Below are 24,771 nucleotides of genomic sequence, written 5' to 3'. Positions count from 1 at the left end.
ATGTGCTCCGATTTATCCGACTTGGGCGAGTTGCCATTCCTGGTGGGTGCCTTCCCGTGTCGACGTGTGCGTCAGGGGGTGGTCAGGTCGAAGCGGCGTACGGTCGCCGCGCCGCCGAGGGCCTGGGTGGCGTAGTTGAAGATCCCGAAGCGGTAGCCCATGAAGAACTGCCAGGCGTTGTTCAACGTGAAGGCCGGGCCGAGGCTGACGAAGTTGCTGCCGTCGGTGCTGTAGGAGAAGCGGGCCTGCCTGCCGGAGCCGGGCCTGATGTCGGCGTTGACCCGCAACCAGATCCGGCCGCCCGAGATGTTCGCGCTGGCCGCCTCGGTGCCGGTGCCGGTGGTCTGCCACGAGCTGTTCATGGTCAGCCCGTTGGTCATCACGACCCGGTTGACGCCGTTGTCGCGTTTGACGCCGATCCAGGCCGACTGGTCGCGCAGCATCGCCAGCCCGGCGCGGTCGCCGTTGGCCAGCTCCGAGTAGTCGAGCTCGATCGTCGCCGTCGACGACGGTCCCTGGATGCGGTGGGTCAGGGTGTTCCGGGCGTTGTAGAGGTCGTTGGTGACCGTCGCGGTCTGCAGGCGCAGGCCGTTGCCGGTGGAGAAGCGGCTGGTGTCGGGGTTGTGGTTCCACTCCCAGCGGTGGCCGAGGCTGCCCGAGGTGAAGGTGTCGGGGCCGATCATGGAGGCCACGGTCCGGCTGGTCTGGATGTTCGGCTTCGGGTAGTTGACGCCCCAACCGCCGTTGACGGTCTGCACGGTCGGCCAGTCATTGGTCCAGGTGATCGGCGCGAGCGCCGGGACCCGGCCGCCGGGGTAGGCGTCGACGAACGACATGTAGTACCAGTCGCCGTTCTGGGTCTGGACGAGCCCGCCCTGGTGGGGGACGCCGCCGCCGGAGATGGGGCCGGGCATGTCGAGCAGGACCTGGCGCATCTCGTACGGGCCCCACGGCGAGGTGGAGCGGAGGACGTACTGGCCGTTGGCGGGGCGGGTCAGCCAGATGTAGTAGTAGCCGTTGCGCTTGTAGAAGCGGGAGCCCTCCAGGGTGCCGACGTTGCTCGGGGTCTGGAACACCTGCTGGGAGCGCACCTGGCTGAGCCCGTCGGCCGAGAGCTGGGCCACGCTGATGGTGCTGTTGCCGTAGGCGACGTACATGGTGTCGTTGGTGTCGACCAGTAGGCCGGCGTCGTAGTAGCAGTTGTTGATCTGCGAGCGCTTGGTCCACGTGCCGTCGACGGCCGAGGCGGTGTAAACGTAGGTCCGGTTGAACTCGACGCAGCCGATCCAGTAGTAGGTGCTGTTGCTGGGCCGGTAGTTCAGGCTCGAGGCCCAGATGCCCTTCACGTACGCCCGGCCGCCGTTGAGGTCGTAGGCGGCGGAGTTGAAGTCCAGCCTCGGGACCGAATGCCCGGCGTACTCCCAGTCGACCAGGTTGTAGGAGCGCAGGATCGGCGCGCCCGGCGAGTAGTGCATCGTCGAGGCCGAGTAGTAGTAGGCGTCGCCGACCCGGATGATGTCGCCGTCGGCGAAGTCCTGCCAGACGACCGGGTTGGTGTAGTTGCCGCCCGGGTTCGGGTCGCTGCCGATCGGGACGAGTTGCCACTGCTGGTTGTCGCCGCCCCAGTCGTCGTACTGGACGATGCCGGCGTTGTCGGCGGTGGAGGCGTTCTGGACCTCCAGGGCCTTGGCGCTGTTGCGGTTGATCAGGCGTACGTAGCCGCCCGCCGAGTCGGCCAGGCGCCACTGCTGGTTGGTGCCGTTGTGGTCGGCCCACTGGACGATCGCGCCGCCGTTGGCGGTGGAGGAGTTGCTGACGTCCAGGACCTTGCCGCTGTTACGGGACTTGAGGCGGTAGTAGCCGCCGCCGGAGTCGACGAACTGCCATTGCTGCTGGTTCTGGTTGTTACGGGTCCACTGGGTGATGCGGCCGCCGTCGGCGGTGGATGCGTTGTAGACGTCCAGGGCCTTGCCGCTGTTGCGGTTGACCAGGACGTACCACGCGTTGGTGTCGACCGTGGCGGCCGACGCCGTGGGCGTGAGGAGCACGCCCACGAGAAGCAGGGACGAGAGCACCGCGAGCACGCGCCTCACAGGAACCTCCAGAGGTTGTTGTTCGAGCCGTTGTCGTCGGCGAGCACGACCTGCGAGCCCTGGGACGCCCCGCCGAGCCCGAGGACCCGGCCGCCGTTGGCGCACTGGACGCGGAAGGCGGCGCCCGACCCGTGGCGCAGCCGCCAGCGGTGGTCGGCGGTGCCGTTGTCGGCCCACTGCGTGACGCGCGACCCGGAGGCGGTGCCGCTGTTCTCCACACCCAGCACCTTCTGGCTGTTGGAGTTGCGCAGCCGCAGGTAGCCGCCGGTGTCGACGATCGCCGTCCACAGGTGGTCGGCGGTGCCGGTGTCGCCCCACTGGGCGACGAGCGCGCCGTCGGCCGTGGACATGTCGGTGACGCCGAGCACCATCCCGGTGCCCACGTTCTGGATACGCCGCGCACCGTTCGGCACGAACCGCCACTGGTTGTCCGCGCTGCCGTTGTCGGAGTCCTGGACCACCTGGGCCCCGTTGGCGGTCGAGCCGTTCTGGATGCCGAGCAGCTTGGAGCTGTGGACATTACGGATCTTGACGGAGCCGTCGCCGACGTCGCTGATCGTCCAGCGGTGGTCGGCCGTGCCGGTGTCACCCCACTGGAGCACCCGGGCATTGTCGGCGGTCGACATGTTCTCGACGCCGAGCACCTTGCCACTGTGCACGTTGCGGAACCGCAGGGCATCACCGTCGACGAGCGGGACCCAGTCGTGGTCGGCGGTGCCGTTGTCGGCCCACTGGAGGGCCAGGCCGCCGTCGGCGGTGGACATGTTCTGGATGCCGAGGGCCAGCCCGCTGGCCGCGTTGAGCAGCCGGAAGCTCGCCGCCCCCGCACCGCCCTGACCACCGGTGTTCCAGTAGACGACGTAGTTGTGGTCATGGGCGTCGTAGAACGGCCCCAGCCGCACCGACGCCCCGTTGGCCGTGGCCGTGAAGGCCAGGGACGAGGTGCTGGTCCGGGTGATCGATGAGGAAGTCAGGGCCGGGGCCGACGAAAGGCTCGTGTTGCCGTAGTTGCCCGACAACACGACCGGTCCGTAGGTGACGGCTTGCATGCCGGGGTTGTCGTTGGCGGCCTTCATGACCGCCCGCATGGGCAGCCGCACGGTCACGGTGTCGCCCGACGTCCACGAGCGGGTGAGGTCGGCGTAGGTGCCTGGCGTGGTGGCGATCGTCTGCTGGACTCCGTTGACGCTGATCGCCGCGCCCTGGGTCCAGGCCGGGATACGGATGCGCATCGTCCACGATCCGCTCACGTTGCCGGTGACCTGCAGCGACGTGGTGTCGTCGACCGGGTAGGAAGTTGTCTGGGTGACCGTGATGCCGCGTTGGCTCCAGTTGAGCGTGGAGGGCGCGAACAGGTTCACGAACAGCGTGGTGCCGTTGTGGAAGTAGATCGAGTCCATCAGCTTGGTGTTGGTCTCGATGCCGGTGCCCTGGCAGCACCAGAAGGAGTCGTAGTCCGTGCTCCAGGTGCCGCCGCCCCAGGCCGGGCCGACGCCCCGGCGTCCGCCCGGGTTGAGCGGGGTGAAGTAGGTGACGTGCCCGCGTGCGTCAGCCGGGTTCTGCTGCCCGACCAGGTGGTTGAACAGGGCGTTCTCGTAGTAGTCGAAGTAGTCGGCCCGAGTCGGCGACAGCAGCCAGAGCTCCCGGGTCAGCTTGAGCATGTTGTAGGTGTTGCACGCCTCGCCGGTGTCTCTGGTCAGGTGGGCGGCGATCGCGTTGGGGGCGCGGAAGTGCTCGGCCTGGCTGTTGGAGCCGTTCGCGTACGTGTGCGCGCCGATGGTGATGGACCAGGCGTTGGCGGCGATGTCGCGGTAGCGGGTCGTGCCCGTGGCCTTGTACTCGCGGGCCGCCCCGATCCACTTGGGCACCTGCGTGTTGGCGTGCAGCCCGTTGAGCTGGTCCTGGCCGGCGGCCAGCGGGTTGAACACGGCCGCGTGGTCGAACCGCTGGGCCGTGGTCAGCCAGCGGGAGTCGCCGGTCATCTGGTAAAGGTCCGTCAGCACGGCGTTCATGCCGCCGAACTCGGTGCCGAGCATGGCCTGCATCTGGCTTGAGCCGAGCCGCGACGTGCGGGTGTCCACCCACGCGGCCAGGGCCAGCAGCACGGTCCGGGCCTGGGTGTTGCCGATCAGCCGCCACGCGTCCAGCAGCCCGGCCAGGGTCTTGTGGAGGCAGTAGTACGGCACGTTGCCGTTGGTCAGGGTACGGTTCTCCACGGCGGTGATGTCCGACTCGGGAAAACCGGACAAGTAGCCGCTGGTGAATCCGGCGGCGCCGTTGTTGGCCTGGCATTTGGCCAGCTCCGCCACCATGTGGTTGGCCTTGTCCCGGCAGGTGGTGTCGCCGAGCACCGCATAGGCCTGCGCCCACGCCGTCAGGAAATGGCCCTGCATGTGGGACCGGAACGGGAAGTTGGGGGCGTCCCAGCCGCCGTTGGCCGCCGCGCCGTTGGTGGACAGGCGATGGTTGGTCCGGAAGACGTACAGCAGCCGGTCGACATCGACGAAACGCAGGTAATTCAGGGTGCGGTTCTGGTTGTCCAGCCAACGGCCGGTGGTCAGCCGCACCTGGCCGAGGTCGAACTCGTAGGCCGAGACGCCGATGTCGGATCTGGCCCAGGGGAGTGCGGCCAGAGCGGAGGACGTGCCGATTACCTGGCCGGCGGCCGAGAACGCGACGGTCGCGCCCGCGGCCTGTAAGAGCCGGCGACGGCTCAAGGACATGGGGGCTCCTTGGAGGTGGGGGGCGGTGACCGGCGTCCGCCGGTCACGTGTTCACCAGGTCAGGCCCTCGAAGGCCGTTCTTGGGCGATGCGTTAGCGCTAACACATCGCTGGTGAGCGAACCGTAGCCGTCATGGCTCCTGTGTCGTCATGGGGGACGAGAGGGGACATCCAGGCCTCCGTTACTGAATCGCAGAGGGCAACTTGTTAGCGCTAACAGTCGATCCTCGGCCTACTCCGTTGAGCGCGTTGTCGCGGAGTACATCCGACGGTCAGGCCCGGCGTCAACGAGGGGCGCCCTCGCCGACCTGGGCGTTGCCGTCGGAACGCCCTTCCCGCCTGGAGTTTTGCCTCCAGGGAGATCGCGTCGCACTGCTCGTGCATGTGAAAGTTTCACAGAAGTTACGCGTTGGCAACAGGGTAATTTGCGGAAGATCGCGAATTAAGTTGCTGACCTGGAGTCGAGGCGCGGATGATTCGCCTTGGGCCTGGCACTGCGGCCAGTCGCCGCTCACCGGCACCATGCCGTCGGCCTATGGCGGCGCCACCGGCGTGGCCGGCGCTCTAATTGATCTTAGTTAAGTTTCGCCCCTGAGCGGTTGACGCGGCCGCGAACACCGAGAACCCGCAGTTCTCGTTGCTGCCGGCCGCAATGGCGGTGCCCGAAGTAACGGCCGCTCTGCGCGGCTGCCGCGCCGGGCGTGGCTCCGCGGCTTCCGCTGGTAGCGACGCCGCCAGCGCCGTGATCAGGCCGAGTGCGCCGGCGATCGGCGCCCGGCGGCGCCTGCCGAGCGGCCGTCGGGCGGCAGGTGTCGTTACGGCGCCCCCTGCCGCGCACCACCGATCTGACAGGGAATCGCCTCAGGGACTCAGTGTGGGAATCTCACCGAAACCTGTCAAGGAAATGGTGAAAATTTTCGGCGCCGACAGTCCGACGCTTATGTCCTTTGTAGTGGTCCCACGGTCGATCGGGTGGACCTGAAAGTTTCGGCCTGACCGGCCGTCCGGGGCCTCAGATGAAAGTTTCATGGCGCCGCCCCCGTCGATCGACTGCGGCCTTGCCCGGGAAATGCCAGGTGAGGGCGCTCGGCCTCCGTCTCCTTTGATCCGCTGCCGGCCCGGGTGCTCTTGACATTACCTTTCTGTCTCGTATTTGCTCCGTGAGGCCACCACCTCTCACCGGCCCTCCGAGGAGGAGTTCGACGAGCAAGCTGCTTGTTAGCGCTAACAAATGGCATTGGCCGAGCAGGCGCTGACGACCGCAGCCGAGCGAGATCCGCACAGGCACCACATCCTGTGGTCCTCGCCTCACCAGGCCGCCGGACGCTCCGTGGCCGCTCCCCGACCCCGTATCGGCGCAGTCGGCTCGCGAGCGTCGGCGACTCGGAGGTAGGGGCCGTCCGACGCGTCTCCGCCAGGACGGCATCCCCATAGAGAGGCCGAACACGTGAAGAGAAGGGCAGCGAATGAAACCGCGTCCTAAGGCGTACGCCACCATCGGAGCCGGCGTGGCGGCTCTGATCGCTGTCGTGGCCGCCGCACTGTCCATGTTCCTCACCGCTGCCCCGCGAGCGTCGGCGGCGGCCCTGACCGAAGTGACGAACTTCGGAGCCAACCCCGGCGGCCTGCGGATGTACCTCTACGTCCCCGACAGAGTGGCCTCCCGGCCCGGCGTGCTGGTGGCGATGCACGGCTGCAACGGCTGGGCCCCGGGCTTCCACCAGGGCACCGAGTTCGCCTCGCTCGCCGACCGGTACGGTTTCATCGTCGTCTACCCGCAGGCGAACAAGAGCGCCAACGGCATGTCGAACTGCTTCGACGTGTGGTCGAACGAGGCCCTGCGCCACGGTGGCGGCAGTGATCCGGTGTCGATCGTCTCCATGACGGCCTACGTGCTGCAGCGCTACAACGGTGACCCGGAGCGGGTGTTCGCCACCGGCTTCTCCTCCGGCGCGATGGAGACCAACAACCTGCTCGCCACGTATCCGGACGTGTTCAAGGCCGGCGCGCCGTTCTCCGGGGTTCCTTACGGCTGCCTCGGGCCCGCCGGATGCGGGGACAAGACGCCGCAGCAGTGGGGCGACCTGGTCAGGAACGCCTACCCCGGCTACACCGGGCCCCGTCCGCGCGTGATGGCCTGGCACGGCACCGCCGACTCCGTGCTGCCGTACACGATGCTGCAGGAAGAGGTCGACCAGTGGACCAACGTGCACGGACTGACCCAGACTCCGGCCTCCACTGACAGCCCGCAATCCGGATGGACTCGGCGAGTCTTCGGCTCCGGGCAGGTCGAGGCGTACACCATCACCGGCGCCGGCCACGATCTGCCGCACGCCGGGATGGCCGTCTACGCCATCCGCTTCTTCGGGCTGGACGGCGGCTCGTCCACTCCGACGTCGACTCCCACCGTGCCAGGTGACGGCACCGGGCCGATCAGGGGAGTGGGTTCCGGACGTTGCCTGGACGTTCCGAACGCTGCCACCGCGGATGGCACCGCAGTGCAGTTGTGGGACTGCAACGGGCGGGACAACCAGAAATGGACCGCCACTTCGGCCGGCGAGATCAGGGTCTATGGCAACAAGTGCCTCGACGCGGCCGGGACCGGCAACGGTGCCAGGATCCAGATCTACTCCTGCTGGGGCGGAGACAACCAGAAGTGGCGCGTGAACTCCGACGGCTCCATCACCGGCGTGCAGTCCGGGCTGTGCCTGGACGCCGTGGGGCAGGGCACCGCGAACGGCACCCGGCTCCAGCTCTACACCTGCCACGCCGGCGCCAACCAGCGCTGGACCCGTACCTGACGCACAGCGGTCCGCAATCCGGAAGGTGATCATGAAACTTCGGTTCGAAGTCTTACCCGGGCGCGGCGCGCTTGTGATCATGGCGCTGCTCTGCCTCGTGACGATGATCCCTGGCACGGCCAGGGCGGACAACCCGATCGTCCAGACCATCTACACCGCCGACCCCGCTCCGCTGGTGCACAACGGCCGGGTGTATCTCTACACGGGACACGACGAGGACGGCTCGACGTACTTCACCATGAAGGAGTGGCGGGTCTGGTCGTCCGCGGACATGGTGAACTGGACCGACCACGGCTCGCCGATGAGCGTCGCCACCTTCAGCTGGGCGAGCGCGGACGCGTGGGCCGGCCAGGCCGTCTACAGAAACGGCAAGTTCTACTGGTACGTACCGGTGAAAGACCGGGCGAGCGGTCAGATGGCCATCGGCGTCGGGGTCTCGAACAGCCCCACCGGGCCTTTCACCGACGCCATCGGGCGTCCGCTGGTCAGGAACGGTGAGATCGACCCCACCGTCTTCATCGATGACAGCGGGCAGGCCTATCTGTATTGGGGCAATCCCAACCTGTGGTACGTCAGGCTCAACCCGGACATGATCTCGTACTCGGGCAGTCCCACGCAGATCCCCCTCACCACCGCGGGCTTCGGCACCCGCACCGGCAACACGAGCCGACCGACCCTGTACGAAGAGGGACCCTGGGTCTACAAGCGCAACGGCCTGTACTACAACGTCTTCGCGGCGAAATGCTGCTCAGAGTTCATCGGTTACTCGACGGCCCCCGGCCCCACCGGGCCCTGGACCTACCGCGGGACGGTCATGCCCACGCAGGGCAGCAGTTTCACCAACCACCCCGGAATCATCGACTTCAACGGCGGGTCGTACTTCTTCTACCACAACGGCGCCCTGCCGGGTGGTGGCGGCTTCACCCGCTCGGTCGCCGTGGAGAAATTCAGCTACAACGCCGACGGCACCATCCCCACGATCAACATGACCACGACCGGAGCACCCCAGGTGGGCACGCTGAACCCCTACGTGCGCCAGGAGGCCGAGACGATCGCCGGGGAGTCAGGCGTGGAGACCGAGCCCTCCAGCGAGGGTGGCATGAACGTCGGCTGGATCGAGAACGGCGACCACATCAAGGTCAAGGGCGTCGCCTTCGGCTCCGGCGCGCGGTCCTTCACCGCGCGGGTGGCCTCCGCGACCAGCGGCGGCCGGATCGAGCTCCACCTCGACGGTGTCAACGGCACGCTGGTGGGGACCTGCACCGTGCCGGGAACCGGCGGCTGGCAGACGTGGACGACCGTCACCTGCCCGGTGAACGGCGCGACGGGCACCCATGACCTGTACTTCAAGTACACCGGCGGGAGCGGCAATCTCTTCAACGTCAACTGGTGGCAGTTCACCGGCGGTACTGCTGCCGGCGGGAACCTGCTGACCAACGGCGCGCAGGCGCCCAGACCGCCCGGCTGATCGCTCTGCCGACCCACACCGGCGACGCCACAACCTGAACCACCGAACCCGGCAGGCCCGTCGTTGCCTCGGCGGGTCTGCGTCTTTGTCCTCAGCGCTGTCGTGCCGGCGGGCGTCACCTCCGCCGGCGCCGTCACGGCGGACGGGCGGCGGCTGCGCTTCCTGCACAACTGGACCTGGCAGGAGATCGCCGTCACGGCACCGACCGCGGTGCGACGTGCTCGCCGGCGCCGACCATGCGGCCGGTGCGGAACTACGTCTCGGTCCGTGGGATGTACGCGTCCTGCTGGAGACGCCATAGCCGTCGCTGCGCCCCGGCCTCTCGGGCCGGGGCCGCCCCCGTAAGCACCTCCGGCAGGCGCAGGCCGGGATCGGCGCGCTCGGCGACGACGAGTTCCGGCGCCGGGCGGTCGAGCTCGCGCGCCAAGGCGGCAAACCGCTCCGCCAGCCCGCTCACCTTCGTCCGCCACATCTTCCACGACCAGCGGTGACAACGGCTCCGGGCGGCCGGTACCGAGATCTCCGCCAGCAGCCGGTCAACGGCTCATCCGACCGGTGCCTGGACGGCGCAGGAGGCGCGCCTGCGACAGATTCTGGCCGAGTACGAGCGCGGCACCGGACAAGGCCAGGCGAAGGAGCACGGCCGAACCACCTACAACGACACGTTCGCGCCCTCCAGCACGCGCATGAAGGCACGCGACCATTCAGGCAGGTCTGGCCAGCCACGACAGGAGACCATCGCGCCGTCCACCACGTCGGGGGCGTCCACGAAGCTCGCACCCGCCATCTCCATGTCGGTTCTCAAGGGCGGGAACGCCGCCGTGGTACGGCCGCGCAGCAGGCCAAGCGCCGCCGGCACCTGCGCGCCGTGGCAGATCGTGCCCACCGGCAGGCCGCGCTCGAAGAAGTAGCGCACGATACGGGCGACGTCGGGATCGGTGCGGATGTACTCCGGCGCGCGGCCGCCCGGGATCACCAGCGCCTGGTAGTGCTCAGGGCGCACGTCGGCGAATGCGAGATCCACCGGCAGTTGATGGCCGGGCCTCTCGGTGTAGGCGTCCCAGCCGGGCTCGAAGTCGTGGACCACCAGCTTCACCGCACGCGTGGTGGGGGCGGCCACGATCGCCTCATGACCTCCTTCCCGGAGCCGGAAGACGGGGTACATGGTGTCCAGCTCTTCCGCCGCATCGCCGGTCAGAACAAGCACTCGGGCCATGACTCACTCCTATTCTCCCACGGTGGATCTTAGTCCGGAGGGGGCAGAAATGGCAGACCCCGCCGGCAGCCTCACCAGCGGACCGCTGTGTACGCCGAACACCGTCCGGACTACGCGCACGCTGCGACGCGCTCGACGCTCGAGCCCGGTCCTCGCGTGCTCGACCTCGGCGCCGGAACCGGCAACTGGCCGCCGTCCTGGTCACGCTGGGCGCCGACGTCGTCGCGGTCGAGCCGACCCGGCGATGCCGGCGATCTGCGCCGCGCCGCGGAGAACTTCGACGCGCGCACCGGCGAGGTCCCGGTCGGTTGCGCCCTCCTGTTGTATTCGCCCCTGTTGTATTCGCCAATCCCCGGCCGGCCGCATTCAGCGCCGGACGCCCATGCGGTGCCGCCAGGCGAGGGCGATCCAGGCCGCGAGGGCGACGAGCGCCACGAGGACGATGACGCCGATCTTGAGGGGAGTCCCCATCGCACCTTGGTCGTCCATCACGTTCGCCGGCGCGGCGGCCTTGTTCCGCGCGGGCGCCGTCGCCTGGCCCGTCGCCTGGCCCGTCGCGGGGGCGGTCGCGGGGGCGGTCGCCGCCACGGGGGAGGCGGCGACAACGCCCGCCTTCACCTTCACCGTCGCTTTCGCCTTGGAGGGCTCGGTCGCGGTCACGGTGACCCGCCACTCGCCGCTCGGCAGCGGCTCGGCGGAGTGGTAGAGGTTCTGGCCCTCGGGCGCCGACCTGAGCGGCACCGGCCCGAAGGAACGGCCGTCTGCCGAGGTCGCCTTCAGCGTGGCCTCGACGATCTCCGTTACGGGATGGCTGTCCTTTTTGTAGGTGACCAGCACGTTGACGTTGTCGGCGCCGTCTCCCGTCACCTCCAGCTTGATCGGCCCGCCGTGGGCGGAGGCCGCCGGTGCGCCGAGCACCAGCATGAGCCCGGCCAGCAGGACGGTGAGGACGTATGCCGGTGCCTTGTTCACGAGTCGTGACTCCCCTCGGGTTCGGTGTCGGGGGTGAGCGCCCCTTCGCCGGGTGATGTCGGTAGGAATACGTGCTGGTGGCCGTAACCCGCGTCGATGTTCACGGCGTCGAGAGCGGTGGCTCCGATCGACCAGGTGAAGAGCGCGTCGGCGCGTTGCCGTACGGCCGGATCCATGGCGGCCTCGCCGGACGGCGGGTCGGCGAAGCCCTGCACGGCCGCGGCGGCCGCCTGCTGCCAGGTCTTCTCGACGTCGGCGGCGGTCACCGCGACGGGCCCCGCTGCGCCGTCGGACGGCCGGCGACGATCGCGCCGATCGCGCCGAGCGCGAACGCGACCGCGAGGGCGAGCACGCGGGCCCACGTCGCACCCTGTGCGGGGGCCGGTTGCCTGGGTCGGTTGCCTGCGTCGGTTGCCTGGGTCGGTTGCCTGAGTCGGTTGATGGTCGCCACCTCTGAGGACGGATGTCGATGACGCTCACGCCTCCTGAGGCGTGCCTTTGCCGTGGAGCATGATCAGCTTCTCGATGCGCCTGCGGCGCCAGGCGGCGACCAGCCGGATGGCGAAGGGGGCGAGGGCGAGGAGGACGAGGAGGGCGAGCTGCGGCCACGGCAGGGCCCAGACCGTGGTGTCGATCGCCATCCGCTGGGCGGTGACGCCCGGGATCGGCTTGCCCGCGGGCGAGGGGATCACCGTGACCGTCGTGCCGATGGGACCCAGCGGCCAGGCGCCGGGCACCCGTGCGACGAACGTGCGGCTGCCGCCCGGCATGAGCTCCCTGGCCTTGGCCGCGGACGGGTCACTCCAGTTGTTCTCGCCCACGAACGTGGACGTCAGGACCCGGTTGTCCGCGACCAGCCGGACGTTGCCGACGTTGGCCACGGTGTAGGTCACCTCGACGGATCCGGCGGCGAAGGGATTCCATGATCCCGTGTACTCGGCCTGCACGTCGGTTACTGCCACCTTGGCCACATAGTCGCCGGTGACGCGGATGTTCAGGCGGACGCCCACCCGGTTCTGGACCCGTACCTGACCGGAGACGGTCTCCAGGGACGCGGTCACACCTGCGGGGTGATCGCCCGGCGTCGCGTTCTGGGGGATCGACACCGTCACCGGCACGACGGAGGTGGCCCCGGCGGCGATGGTCACCTTCTCGGGAACCGCTATCCAGGAGCCGCCGTCGCTCGGTTTCGCGTCCGAGGGCCGCATGTCGAAGTAGCCCTTGGAGGTCAGGTAGCCGTCGTTGGCGTCGATCGCGAAGTCGACCGGCTGAGTGGAGCGGTTGATGACCGCCACATGCTCGACCACCTGCTGCCCGCCGGCGAGTTCGAGCTCGATGACGCTGCGGCCGTCAGGACCGTCGGCGTTGGCCGGAACGACCGACCAGGTGGTGTCGGCGTCGGACGGGGTCGCGAACGCGACCGTGGTGACCAGGACGGCGACCAGCAGGGCAACGCCGACGGCGGGTAAGACGGCGAGGTGGGCGAGGGCGCCTCGCGAACGGCTTGTGGTCAACAGAGGTGTCTCCAGTCTCATCGTGGCCGTCCGGGACCTGCGCCAGGCCGGCACAGGTCCCGGACGCCCACAGCGGGCGATGGCGTCCTGCCTCCGGTTCAGGACTGGTTGAAGAGGGAGAGCGTCAGAGTCGAGTGGTACTCGCCGGCGGCGACGTCGGCGGGAGTGCGCAGCGCGAGGCCGGCGTTGACCTGCCAGGTGCCGATCTCGTCGGCGGAGTTCGCCGTCGACACCAGCAGTTCCTGCCCCTGCAGACCGACGGCGGGCGCTCCCGAGCCGTCTGAGATGACGCTGGAGACGGGCTCACCGGCCTCCACCGCACCGGAGGAGGAGTCGCTCAGCAGGCGCGGCCGCCAGCCCAGGTACTGCGGGCCGATCGGCGGCGCCGAACCGCTCGTCGCGGTGAACTCGCTGGCCTGGCCGACGACCGCCCAGAAGTCACCGGCGGGGATCTCCTCGGGCCGGCGGCTGTCGGTCACCGTGACCGTCGGCAGGGTGCCGACGAACTGGCGGGCGGCGGCGTTGGAGCCGTCCTCCTGCAGGGCCACTCCGCCGTTGTCGGCGACGGTCATGGACACCTCACCGGGAGTGGCGTTCGGCTCGATCGTCACCGACACGTCGATGCCGTTGTCGGGGTCGTCGTCCGCCACCGCCGGACCGGCCACGCCGGCGCCGGCGGCGGCGAGCGCGACACCGAGCATCGCCGCGGCGAGTATCCGTGTAGTCCTGTTCATTTTCATGTGTTCGCTCCATTGAGGGGGTGGGGCCGGTCGGCTGCTCGGCCGGCCGGCCCCGGTTCTGCTAGCGGCAGCTGAGCGCCGGGTAGGCGGCGTCGTACGACGAGGTGACCTGCCCGCCGCCGATCGTCGCGGTCCCCTTCACGGTCACCGTGCCCGCGTCGATCTGCCCGGCCCGGCTGTTGAAGGACTGGTACGCCTGCTTGCCCGGGGCCACGTCGGCCACGGTCTTCGAACCGAACGGGGTGGTCAGCGTCACCGTCGCCGGCACGTCCGAGCCGTTGACGGCCGTGACCGCCACGTACGCCGAGGTGCCGATGCAGCGGGACGAGGCGGAGACCGTCAGCTTGACCTGCGGCGCGGACGCCGAGATCGTCAGCGTCAGCGTCTTGGCCTCTTCGACGTTGCCCGCCTTGTCGGCCGAGCGGTACTTCAGCTCGTGCTGCCCGTCGCCGGTCACGGTGACCGGTCCGGTGTAGGCGGTCCAGCCGCCGCCGTCCAACTGGTACTCGGTCTTGTCGACCCCGCTGCCGCCGTCCTCGTCGGCGGCCTTCAGCGTGACCGACACCGGACCGGTGAACGTGCCGCCCGCCGGCTGCTCCGGATCGGTCGTCGCCGTCGTCACGGGCGCGGCCTTGTCCGAGCCCGCCTTGGTCAGGTGGAAGTAGTCGAACGTGACCGTCTTCGACGCCGACTGGTTGGTGCCGATGGTGTACACGCCGACCTTCGCGCCGGTGGCCACCGCGGTGTTCTCCACCGTCGCGGAGAGATCCGTCCAGGTCCGGCCGTCGGAGGAGTAGGAGCCGGTGTAGGTGGTGCCCGCCTTCCTCAGCCGCAGCCACCACACGCCGCTGGTGAGGTTGTTCACTTGCGGCTGCGGGTTCTGCACGGTGCCGCCGGCCTCGCTGCGCAGTTCGATGCTCCGCGCCACCGTCGAGCCTGCCGAGTTGGTGGTGAGGAAGTCGAGCTTCACGTAGTCGTCGTCGCCGGTGTACACCATGAGGCCGCCCTGCTGGTACTGCTCGTTGAGCGCCGAGGCGTCCACCTTGGTCTCCAGCGTCCAGTCGCCGCTCGGCGCCGTCTGCAGGATGAAGTTCTTCGGGCCGCTGTTGGCGGTCCCGTAGATGTCACCGGTCGTGGTGTCGAGCTCCAGCTTGCCGTTGCCGACGCGCGCCGCCGTGGCGTCGGGGCGCACGACCGCGTTCCAGCGGCAGGAGTCGAGCGCGGTGCCCTCGAACTCGTCGCCCGGGTCCGGCGCCGTCGCCTTGTCGTCCGGCGTGATGTGGAACCAGTCGAAGGACGCGTCCACCACCGGGTGGTTGGCCCCGGCCAGCGAGATCAGGCCGATCTTGGGGTTGGCGATCCCGGCGAGCGGCTTGGTCTGCGGCATCGCGGTGAACGTGGTGCCGTCCGAGGAGTAGTGGGCGGTGATGTTGGTGCCGTCGCTGACGAACCGCACGTACACCGTGTCGGGGTAGGAGTCCCCGAGGTTGGCCGTGTTGCTCTGCGACACCTCGTTCGGGCTGCCGTTCTCCTCCCGGATGAACTGGAAGATACGGCTGGCGTGGTTGGAACCCGAGGTCGACCGCGCCTGCAGCACCATCTTGGCGTAGTTGTCGTCGTCGCCGTAGATGATCAGGCCCGCCTGCTGGTACGCGTCACGCGCGTCCAGCGTGAGCTTGGCGGTGGCGGTCCACGCACCCGATGGCGCCGGCTGCACGACGATGTTCGGCGTGTTGCCGCCCGTGCTGTAGATGTCGGTGGTCGAGGTCGGGATCACGAGCTTGCCGTCCGCGACCTTGAGGTCCTGGTTCTCCCGGATGACCGACCAGCGGTCACGGTCGAGCTGGCTGCCCAGGAAGTTGTCGGAACGGCCGGCGAAGCACACCGTGGCCGCCGCGTCCACCTTGACCGGGACCTGGGCGGTGGCCGACGCGCCCTTGTCGTCGGTCACGGTCACCACGGCCGTGTAGTTGCCCGGCGCGGTGTAGGTGTAGCTCGCCTCGGCCGTGGTGGGCTCCGGCGCGCCGGTCACCCCGAAGTTCCACTTGTAGGTGATCGGGTCGCCTTCGGGGTCGGTGGCCGTCGCCTTGAAGCCGACCTTCAGCGGGGCGACGCCCGTCGCCGGGGTCGCCGTCGCGGTCACGGCCGGACGCTCGTTGTCCGTGGCGCCCTTGCCGACGAAGTCGACCCAGTTGAAGTTGGCCAGGTAGGCGTTGTCGGCCGCGCTCGCCGGCTTGCGCACGACGAAGTACAGCGGTCCGCTCTCGACCGGTGGGCCGGTCAGGTCGAGTGTGACGTCGGTGAACGTCTGCCAGCCGCCGGTGGGCGGCACGTTGACCGAGCCGACCAGAGCGCCGGTCTCGGGGTTGCCCGCCCGGACCTGTACGGTTCCGCCGGGTCCGCCCGAGGAGGCCCGGAGCCGGATCGCGGTGACGTTCGACAGGTTCACCGGGTCGAACGACCACCAGTCGCCGTCCTGGACGAACGCGATGTGCTGGTTGCCGCCCTGGGTGTCGGTCGTGGTCTCCGCCTGGACGCCTGCGGCGTCGGTGCCCTTGCCGTCGGCCACCCGGCCGGTCTGCGCGAAGTGCTCGGCCTGCTTGCGCTTGGGCTCCAGGATGATCTGGCCCCGCCCGGTCAGCGGTCCGGCGCCGTTGGCGCCCCCGTCGGTGTAGCTGGCCTCGATGGCGTAGAAGAGGTTGTCGTACTCGCCGTGGCCCGCCTGCTGGGTCTGCAGGGTGCCCTCACAGCCCTTGAGCTGGTCGAGCGGGTGGCCGTGGCTGTCGTGGCCGAGGATCGCCTGGATCTTGACCTTGTCGCAGTCGATCGTGCCGTCCTCGGCGTCGGTGACGGTGATCTTGAACTTCACCTGGTCGCCGAACTCGAAGAAGGCGCCGTTCGGCGGAACGTCCACCTTGACGGCGGGACGGGTGTTGCCCGCGCTGATCGACACGCTGGCGGTGGCGGTCTTGCCGTCGGGGGTCTTGACGGTCAGGACCACGCTGTAGTCGCCCCCCTTCTCATAGGTGAAGGTGGGGTTGGGGTCGGTGGAGTCGGTGTCCCCGTCACCGTCGAGGTCCCAGGCGTAGGTGAGCGTCTTGCCCTCCGGGTCCCGGCTGCCCTCGCTGGAGAACGTGACCGCCAGCGGCAGGGGCCCGTCGGTCTTGTCCGCCGTGGCTCGGGCGATCGGCGGTCGGGTGCCCTTGGTGTACTCGATGCGGTAGATGCCGGAGTCGGCGTTGTCGCCGCCGAAGCCGGAGCCCCACTCGATCATGTACAGCGCGCCGTCGGGACCGAACTTCATGTCCATCGGCTTCTTGAACGACAGGGAGCCGAGGATCGGGTTCATCTCGACGACCTTGCTGCCGTTCTCGTTGAGCTGGAACGACCACACCTTGTCGTTGTTCCACTCACCGAAGACGGCCTTGCCGTCCCAGTACGCCGGCCACTTCACGTCCGACTGCAGGTTCGGGTCGGAGCGGTAGACCGGGCCGCCCATCGGCGCGCCACCGCTCAGCTCCGGGAAGTTCTGCGGGTCGGCCGCGTAGTGGTACCAGATCGTCGCCGGGATCACCGGCGGCAGGCTGGTCAGGCCGTCGTTGTTCGGCGAGTCGTTGACCGGCGCGGCACAGTTGAACGGCGACCCCGACTGCTTGGTGGCGAAGTTGTAGTCGACGTACGGGGTGTTGTTGCCGATGCAGTACGGCCAGCCGAGGTTGCCGGGCTTCGAGATGAGGTTCCACTCGACCGTGTTCTGCGGACCCCGGGTGGAGCTCGCCGCGTTCGCGTCGGGGCCGTACTCACCGAGCATGATGTTGCCCGTCTTGGGGTCGAGACCGATGCGGAACGGGTTGCGCAGGCCCATGCCGTAGATCTCCGGCTTGGTCTTCGCCGTGCCCGGCGCGAACAGGTTGCCGGACGGGACGGTGTAGGTGCCGTCGGCCTCGGGGTGGATCCGCAGCAGCTTGCCGCTCAGGCTGTTGGTGTTGCCCGCCGTACGCTGGGAGTCCCAGCTGGCGCGGCCGGACTGCTCGTCGAGCGGCGCGTAGCCGTCGGAGGCGAACGGGTTGGTGTTGTCGCCCGTGCCCAGCCACAGATTGCCGGTCTTGGGGTCGATCACCATGCCGCCGCCGTGGTGGCAGCACTCGGCCCGTTGCACCGGGACGTCGAGGATCTTCTTCTCGCTCGACAGGTCCAGGGTGTCACCGCTGACGGTGAACCTGCTCAGCCGGTCGACGTTCGTCCCGGTGGGGGAGTAGTAGAGATACACCCAGTGGTTCGAGTCGAAGCCGGGGTCGAGCGCCATGCCGAGCAGGCCGCTCTCGTTGGCGGTGAAGACGCTCAGCTTCGCCGCCGTCACCGTGCCGCCGGCCGGCTTGATGATCTTGACCTCGCCGAGCCGGTCGATGTAGAAGACCCGGCCGTCCTTGGCGACGTCCACCATCATCGGGTTCGACGTGTTGTCGTCGAGGGTGACCTTCTCGAAGCTGGAGCTCTGCGAGGCCGAGCAGTCGGCCTTGACCGCGCCGGCGGCGGTCTGGATGCCGCCGAGCAGCAGCTTCAGGAAGTTGGGCTCGCTGTAGTTCTCCTTGAGGTGGCCGAGCCCGGTGTACCACGAACGGCCGCCCTCGAAGTCCTGACACCACGTGTTCGGGTGGTCGGCGCCCATCGTGGCGCCGGTGTAGGACTTCTCGTCCATCGACGTCAGCACGTGGACCGTGCCACGCGGGTTCGCCTGGTAGTCGTACCATTCGTCGGTACGGGTCCAGGTCGTCGGGAGATCCTTGGTCGCCGGGTGCGCCGGGTCCTCGACCTTGACCGTGGCCTGCTGGATCGCCGGGTGCTGCTTGAAGTACGCCCCGACCAGCTTGCCGTACCAGGCCCAGTTGTAGCCGCTGTCGGCGGCGGCGTGGACGCCCACGAAGCCGCCGCCGCCCTGGATGTAGCGCTGGAAGGCGTCCTTCTGCGCCTGCGTGCCCAGCGGGTCACCGGTCGTGGACATGAAGACCACGGCCTGGTACTGGGCCAGGTTCTGGTCTGTGAACAGGGCGCTGTCCTCGGTCGTGTCGACCGCGAAGTTGTTGTCCTGGCCGAGCTTCTGCACGGCCGCGATGCCCTCGGGGATCGAGTCGTGCCGGAACCCGGTCGTCTTCGAGAAGACGAGCACCTTGAAGGCGGGCTCCGCCGCCGTGGCGGCCTCGGCGCTCACGGGCGCCGCAAGGGGCGTGAGGAAAGGGGCGACGAGGGCTAAGGCCATCGTGGTGGCGGTTCGACGTCTCGGGCGTCGTCCGCCTTCTGGCAGGACCGCGTTGAGCAGCCTTCCTGCCCATGTTCGAGGACGTGGTGACATGGAAAACCCTTCCTGACCGGGGGGACGTCAGGCAAGGCGCGCGCCGCCGCGCTGTTGCCACTTGGTGGTAGCGGATAGTGCGGGTTGCTGGAGGGTGCCGTCTCCAGGTCTGTGGGGCCGTCAGTAAGGTGCCGGCCTGCGGAGTGAATCCAAGATCGTCGTCGGATCGTCGATGATGTGGTTGACCACCATGCTCGCGGCGCCCCGGGAGGCGGCGCCGAAGCCGAGCGTGGAGGCGACGAATCGGCACTCGGCGGCGGGAGCGGCCACCACGAGCCGTCGCAGCTGATCTTGTGCGTGCGGCAGCAGCCACTGGGCCAGTGAGGCGAAGTAGCCGCCGATGACGATCACCCGCGGGTTGAACAGGTTGGCCAGGATCGAGCCGCCGAGCCCGAGCCACTCGCCGACCTGCGCCACCGCCATCGTCATCCGCCGGTCGCCCGAGGCCAGGCCCCTGGCGATGTCGGCGACCCGTTCGCCGGGATCGGGCACCGGCATGCCGGGCAACCCGTACGCCTGTTCGGGCATGGCCGCGCGTACGAGCGCGGCCAGGCCGACCTTGGTCTCCCAGCAGCCGATGCGGCCACAGCCGCATCGGTCGCCGTTGGGGTCGACCCGCAGATGTCCGACCTCGCCGGAGAATCCGTCCGCTCCGCGCAGAAGTTCGCCGCCTGAGATGATGCCGCCGCCCACGCCCACCTCTCCGGTGAGATAGACCAGGTGGGGCGTGCCGGCGGCGACGCCGGAGGTGTATTCGGCCAGGGCGGCGAGGTTCGCGTCGTTGTCCACCCACACCGGCACGCTCCGCGGGCCGAGTACGGAGCTCAGCTGCTCGGCCAGGGGCAGGTCGCGCCAGTGGAGGTTCGGCGCGAGTGTCACGACGCCGCGTGTCACGTCCACGAGTCCGGGGACGGCCACCGCGATGCCGGTCGGGACCGCTCCGGCCCGCCGCATCGCCTCCACGGCCTCCTTGGCCACGAGCCCGAGCCGGCGCACGGCGCTGTCAGGGCCGCTGCCCATCGCGTCGTGGACCACCCGGCGCTCGACCAGGCTCCGGCCGCTCAGGTCGGTGCCGTGGACGGCGATGTAGTCGACGTTGATCTCCATGCCCAGGGCGCCGACGTGCGCGCCGTGCAGCGCCACCGCCCGTCGGGGACGCCCGATCGCGCCCACGTGCTCGACACCGACCTCCCGCACCAGCCGCCGTTCCAGGAGCTCGGCCATGAGATTGGAGACGGTGGCCCGGTGCAGCCCGGTCGCCTGCGCGATCTCGGCACGGGACAGGGAGGTGTGGTCGCGCAGCTCGCGCAGCACCAGCGACAGGTTCGCCCGGCGCAGCGTGGCGGGACCCGAAGGCGCCGCGCCGCCAGGGGAGCGGGAGCGGGACGGTCTGTACGTCACCCGCACCACCTGCCCCTTTGTTTGTCTCCGAGATCAATTAATCAGGGTTGTAACACGGCGATGTCGGACCACGCACCCCTCAAGTCCGTAACGAGTTGGCATCGCTCGCTTCCGTGCACTTCGGCCCCGTTTCTCGCTCTGGTTATCGGAACGTTATGCAAGTTACGAACGATTTAATACTTGTGCCCGCCGGAAGTCGTGCCTTTAATTCGGCTAGCCATCCGAACTAATCGAGGAGGAGCGTGGACCACAGCCGGGCCGACGGCCACGCGACCGACTCGATGAGTCGCGGCGGGTCGGCGGGAGTCCCCGCGGATCAGGCCACCGTGCGCCGTTCCAACCTCGCCCTCGTGCTGCGTCACGTCAGCGCGTGCGGCCCGTGCACCCGATCGGCCGTCGCCGCCGCGACCGGGCTGAACAAGGCGACCGTCACCAGTCTGGTGAGCGAGCTGCAGGCGCGCGGACTGGTCAAGGAGATGGGGCCGCAGCACGCCGGCTCCGTCGGCCGCCCGGGTGTCGCGCTCGCCCTGGACGGCTCCCGGGTCGGCGCCCTCGGCATGGAGGTCAACGTCGACTACATCGCCGCGATCGCCACCGACCTGGCCGGCAGGGTGATCATCGACCGGCGCATCGGTTTCGACGCCATGGGCTCCGGCCCGGAACGCTCGCTGGACGAGCTGGCCCGCATGGCCGAGAGGACCGTCGCCGACCTCGACCGGCTCGGGATCACGCCGGCCGGGATCATCGTGGCTGTCCCCGGCCTGATCGACGCCGCCACCGGCACCGTCGTCGTCGCCCCGAACCTCGGCTGGCGCGGGGTGGCGGTGGCGGAGCGGCTCTCCCACGCGAACATCGCCGCGGACATCCCCGTCGCGGTGGACAACGACGCCAACCTCGCCGCTCTGGCCGAGTACACCTCGGGCGTCGCCGCGGGCACCTCCGACCTGGTCTACCTCACAGGCGAGGTGGGCATCGGCGGCGGCGTCATCGCCGGCGGCCGGCTGCTGGGCGGAGCGGACGGATTCGCGGGGGAGGTCGGCCACGTCGTGATCGATCCCTCCGGCGAGCCGTGCCGCTGCGGCCGGGTCGGCTGCTGGGAGACCAAAGTCGGGCTGGCCGCGCTGGTCCGCATGGCCACACCGGACCGCGCGTACGGCACAGGCCCGCAACTCGTCCGTGACCCGGAGGAGCGGCTGGCCGAGATCGAGCACCGATGGGCCGAAGGAGATCCCCGCGTCGACGCCGCCGCCGCGGAGGTGGGCCGGTGGCTCGGAATCGGGGCGGCCATGCTGGTCAACCTCTTCAACCCACGGGTGATCGTGCTGGGCGGGTACTTCGCGCGACTCGCCGACCTGATCATCCCCGCAGCGCAACAGACGCTGGCACGCCTGGGCATGAGCGACGCCGTCGAGCGCTGCCGGTTCGCCGCCTCCGACCTCGGCTTCGGCGCCGCCTCACGCGGAGCGGCCGGTGTCGTCGTGGAACGAGCACTGTCCGACCCCACAAGCATCTCGATCCGACCGTCTCCAACCATCGGGGTCATCGAGGGAACCCCGATGGCCTGATCGCCACAGTCAGCCTGACCCGCGTGTCCGCCACGCGGTCCCGATCTACCGCCCGCTCCCTGAACCTCCCGTCGGCCTGACCGTCCTGTTCCGCACCGCCTCGCCCATTTCGCGTGCCGCGGCCATGGGGCATGCGGCCAGGTGGACGGGAAACTCCCGTGCCCCTTTCCCCACCCAGAACGTCCCGCTCGCCTGATCGGTCACCCGAAGCCGCACCGGCACCGTTGACGCCGACCTCGGTGCCGTCGCGGTGGTGCCACCGGCGCCGTCAGGCGGGCGGGGCCATCAGACGGACACGGCCACACCGTAACCGAGGGAGGCCTCTGTGCCGCGGTCACCATCCGACTCGTCATCGCTGCTCGTGATGCGAGGAATCGTCAAGCAGTTCCCGGGCGTGCGCGCCTTGGACGGCGTGAACCTTGAGGTCAGAGCCGGAGAGGTGCACTGCCTGCTCGGCCAGAACGGCGCCGGGAAGTCCACGCTCATCAAGATCCTGTCCGGTGCCCACGAACCCGACGAGGGCGAGGTGCTGCTCGACGGCTCGCCCGTACGGCTGGCGCCGCCGACCGCGGCGATGAGCCACGGAATCGCCACCATCTACCAGGAACTCGATCTGGTGGACGGGTTGAGCGTGACGGAGAACATCTTCCTCGGCCACGAGCTGGCGACCTTCGGGTTCTCCCGCCGGGCCGAGGCCGACCGGGCGACGGCCGAGCTGCTCGAGCGGCTGGGGCACGGCGAGATCCGCCCCCGCACCGAGGTGGGCGCGCTGTCTCCGGCCCACAAGCAGATCGTCAGCATGGCCAGGGCGCTGTCGCACTCGGCCCGGGTGATCATCATGGACGAGCCGTCGGCCGCGCTGGACCACGACGAGGTCGGCAACCTGTTCCGGGTGATCCGTGACCTCACCTCCCAGGGCGTGGCGGTGATCTACATCTCCCACCGGCTGGAGGAGATCCGCGAGATCGGCGACCGGGTCACCGTGCTCAAGGACGGGCGCACGGTCGCGGTGGGGCTGGCGGCCAAGGACACCCCGACCTCGAAGATCGTGGCGCTGATGACCGGCCGCAATGTCGAGTACGTCTTCCCGCCCCGGCCGGGCAGGGGAGCCCACGAGGGGCGGCCCGAGGTGCTGCGGGTGGAGAACCTGACGCTGCCCGGCCGGTTCGCGGACGTGTCGTTCAGCATCAGGACCGGGGAGATCGTCGGCCTGGCGGGCCTGGTCGGCTCCGGTCGCAGCGAGATCATCGAGGCGATCTACGGCGCGCGACGGGCCGGTGGCCGGGTCGTGCTCGATGGGCGGACGGTGCGGCCGGGCAGCACGACCCGAGCGGTGCGGATGGGTATGGGCCTGGCCCCCGAGGAGCGCAAGGCGCAGGCGTTGCTGCTGGACCACCCCGTCGCGCAGAACATCACGCTGGCGAGCCTGAGCCGCTACACCAGGCCACGGTGGCTGGGCTGGCTCGACCGCCGGGCCGAGTTCGCCGAGGCCGAACGGGTGTCGCAGGCGCTGGACATTCGCCCGCCCGATCCGCGCCGGCCGATCAGGACCTTGTCGGGCGGCAACCAGCAGAAGGCGGTGCTGGGACGCTGGCTGGCCGAGGACCGCAAGCTGCTGCTGCTGGACGAGCCCACGCGTGGGGTGGACGTCGGTGCCCGGGCCGAGCTGTACGCGCTGGTGCGCAAGCTGGCCGACGACGGCATCGGTGTGCTGCTGGTGTCCAGCGAGGTGCCTGAGGTGCTGGGCCTGGCCGACCGCGTGCTGGTCATCCGCGAGGGCCGGATCGTCCATGAGGCGCCGGCCGAGGACCTGGACGAGCACCGGGTGCTCGACCTGGTGATGGTCTCCGCAGGACAGAGGCCCGGATCCGATGTGGCCAATCCCCCCACCGAAGGAGCATCGCATGACTGAGGTTGATCGGGCCGCGCCCACAGGTCCGCGATTGAAGGCGGCGGGACCGGGCGGGCGGTTCGGCCGGCTGGGTGACGTCCGGCATCTGGGGCTGGTCGCGGCGTTGACACTGCTGGCGATCGTGGGATTGGTGACGAGGCCGGAGAACTTCGCCACCTCCTCCAACTTGGTGAGCATCCTGGCGCTGGCCTCGACCATCGGGGTGATCACTGTTGGCATGACGTTCGTGATCATCGGTGGTGGCATCGATCTGTCGGTGGGCGCGCTGATGGCGTTGGCGTCGGTGTGGGCGACCACGCTGGCGACCCAGTCCTACGGGCCGGTCGTGATGATCGTGTGCGCGGTGCTGGTGGGCACCGGCGCGGGGCTGCTGAACGGGATCTTGATCGCCTACGGCCGGATGGTGCCATTCATCGCGACGCTGGCGATGATGGTGGCCGGGCGCGGCCTGGCGCAGCGGATGTCCAACCAGCGCACACAGCTCGTGCAGCAGGACAACTCGATGATCGTGAGCCTGTCGACCACGCGGGTGCTCGGGCTGCCGCTGCTGGTGTACGTGTTCGCGCTGGCGGTGCTGCTCGGCTGGCTGGTGCTCAACCGCACGACGTTCGGCCGGCGCACCTACGCGGTGGGCGGCAACCCCGAGGCCGCCCGCCTGGCCGGCATCGACGTGCGCAGGCACACGCTGCTGTTGTACGCCCTGTCGGGGTTGTGCTGCGGGATCGCCGCGGTGCTGATCATGGCCAGGACCACGACCGGATCGTCCACACACGGCGACCTGTACGAGCTGGACGCGATCGCCGCGGTGATCATCGGCGGGACGCTGCTGAGCGGCGGCCGGGGCACGATCATCGGGTCGATCCTGGGTCTGCTGATCTTCACTGTGATCACCAACCTGTTCATCCTGAACGGCCTGAACACCGCCGACCAGCTCATCGCCAAGGGCGCGATCATCGTCGCCGCCGTGCTGCTGCAGCGGCGAAGCCTCAAAACACACACCTGACACCAGGGCCGGAT

General features: G+C 69.2%; 15 protein-coding genes. 5 read left to right on the top strand and 10 right to left on the bottom strand.

The window, feature by feature from the left end; all coding sequences use genetic code 11:
- Positions 1-71: 71 nt before the first annotated feature.
- Positions 72-2,093: a family 43 glycosylhydrolase gene (locus tag ACWDX9_RS07995; protein ID WP_449950369.1), complete on the bottom strand. Its 2,022-nt coding sequence runs from the start codon at positions 2,091-2,093 to the stop codon at positions 72-74.
- Positions 2,090-4,816: a beta-L-arabinofuranosidase domain-containing protein gene (locus ACWDX9_RS07990; RefSeq protein ID WP_449950367.1), complete on the bottom strand. Its 2,727-nt coding sequence runs from the start codon at positions 4,814-4,816 to the stop codon at positions 2,090-2,092. The genes ACWDX9_RS07995 and ACWDX9_RS07990 overlap by 4 nt, the downstream gene beginning before the upstream one ends.
- Positions 4,817-6,281: 1,465 nt before the next feature.
- Between ACWDX9_RS07990 and ACWDX9_RS07985 the strand changes: the two genes are divergently transcribed.
- Together ACWDX9_RS07985 and ACWDX9_RS07980 are read left to right on the top strand one after the other, a co-directional pair.
- A complete protein-coding gene (locus ACWDX9_RS07985; protein ID WP_449950364.1) occupies positions 6,282-7,616 on the top strand; it encodes an extracellular catalytic domain type 1 short-chain-length polyhydroxyalkanoate depolymerase in 1,335 nt (444 codons plus the stop codon).
- A gap of 31 nt (positions 7,617-7,647) precedes the next feature.
- Positions 7,648-9,084 carry a glycoside hydrolase family 43 protein gene (locus ACWDX9_RS07980; protein ID WP_449950361.1) on the top strand — a complete coding sequence of 479 codons (1,437 nt, stop codon included), beginning with the start codon at positions 7,648-7,650 and terminating at the stop codon, positions 9,082-9,084.
- Between the two features lie 253 nt (positions 9,085-9,337).
- Here the strand turns inward: ACWDX9_RS07980 and ACWDX9_RS07975 are convergent, their stop codons facing one another.
- The 8 genes from ACWDX9_RS07975 to ACWDX9_RS07940 all read right to left on the bottom strand — a co-directional run bounded on the left by ACWDX9_RS07975 (position 9,338) and on the right by ACWDX9_RS07940 (position 20,277).
- A complete protein-coding gene (locus tag ACWDX9_RS07975) occupies positions 9,338-9,541 on the bottom strand; it encodes a hypothetical protein (protein ID WP_449950358.1) in 204 nt (67 codons plus the stop codon).
- 195 nt (positions 9,542-9,736) lie between these two features.
- Positions 9,737-10,291 carry a DJ-1/PfpI family protein gene (locus ACWDX9_RS07970; protein WP_449950355.1) on the bottom strand — a complete coding sequence of 185 codons (555 nt, stop codon included), beginning with the start codon at positions 10,289-10,291 and terminating at the stop codon, positions 9,737-9,739.
- Positions 10,292-10,666: 375 nt separating this feature from the next.
- Complete coding sequence (locus ACWDX9_RS07965; RefSeq protein ID WP_449950353.1) at positions 10,667-11,272, bottom strand: hypothetical protein; 606 nt, start codon at positions 11,270-11,272, stop codon at positions 10,667-10,669.
- Positions 11,269-11,538, bottom strand: a complete 270-nt coding sequence (locus tag ACWDX9_RS07960; protein WP_449950350.1) for a hypothetical protein — start codon at positions 11,536-11,538, stop codon at positions 11,269-11,271. The genes ACWDX9_RS07965 and ACWDX9_RS07960 overlap by 4 nt, the downstream gene beginning before the upstream one ends.
- Positions 11,539-11,748: 210 nt before the next feature.
- The gene (locus tag ACWDX9_RS07955; RefSeq protein ID WP_449950347.1) at positions 11,749-12,786 is read right to left on the bottom strand and encodes a COG1470 family protein; all 1,038 of its coding nucleotides are present in this window, start codon (positions 12,784-12,786) and stop codon (positions 11,749-11,751) included.
- A 98-nt stretch (positions 12,787-12,884) separates the two neighbouring features.
- A complete protein-coding gene (locus ACWDX9_RS07950; RefSeq protein ID WP_449950344.1) occupies positions 12,885-13,526 on the bottom strand; it encodes a hypothetical protein in 642 nt (213 codons plus the stop codon).
- A gap of 61 nt (positions 13,527-13,587) precedes the next feature.
- Positions 13,588-18,783, bottom strand: coding sequence for a ThuA domain-containing protein (locus ACWDX9_RS07945; protein ID WP_449950343.1), 5,196 nt, complete (start codon positions 18,781-18,783; stop codon positions 13,588-13,590).
- A 213-nt stretch (positions 18,784-18,996) separates the two neighbouring features.
- Entirely contained in the window at positions 18,997-20,277 is a 1,281-nt protein-coding gene (locus ACWDX9_RS07940) for an ROK family protein (RefSeq protein ID WP_449950342.1), read from the bottom strand.
- A 242-nt stretch (positions 20,278-20,519) separates the two neighbouring features.
- Between ACWDX9_RS07940 and ACWDX9_RS07935 the strand changes: the two genes are divergently transcribed.
- From ACWDX9_RS07935 to ACWDX9_RS07925, 3 genes are all read left to right on the top strand, one after another.
- Positions 20,520-21,842, top strand: coding sequence for an ROK family protein (locus ACWDX9_RS07935; RefSeq protein ID WP_449950339.1), 1,323 nt, complete (start codon positions 20,520-20,522; stop codon positions 21,840-21,842).
- A 364-nt stretch (positions 21,843-22,206) separates the two neighbouring features.
- A complete protein-coding gene (locus tag ACWDX9_RS07930) occupies positions 22,207-23,754 on the top strand; it encodes a sugar ABC transporter ATP-binding protein (protein ID WP_449950423.1) in 1,548 nt (515 codons plus the stop codon).
- Positions 23,747-24,757 carry an ABC transporter permease gene (locus ACWDX9_RS07925; protein WP_449950336.1) on the top strand — a complete coding sequence of 337 codons (1,011 nt, stop codon included), beginning with the start codon at positions 23,747-23,749 and terminating at the stop codon, positions 24,755-24,757. Before ACWDX9_RS07930 ends, ACWDX9_RS07925 begins: the two co-directional genes overlap by 8 nt.
- Positions 24,758-24,771: the final 14 nt, after the last annotated feature.

The sequence above is a fragment of the Nonomuraea sp. NPDC003201 genome, assembly GCF_053590415.1.
The sequence above is the reverse complement of the archived record's forward strand: the minus strand, read 5'-3'. Positions and strand labels throughout refer to the sequence as shown.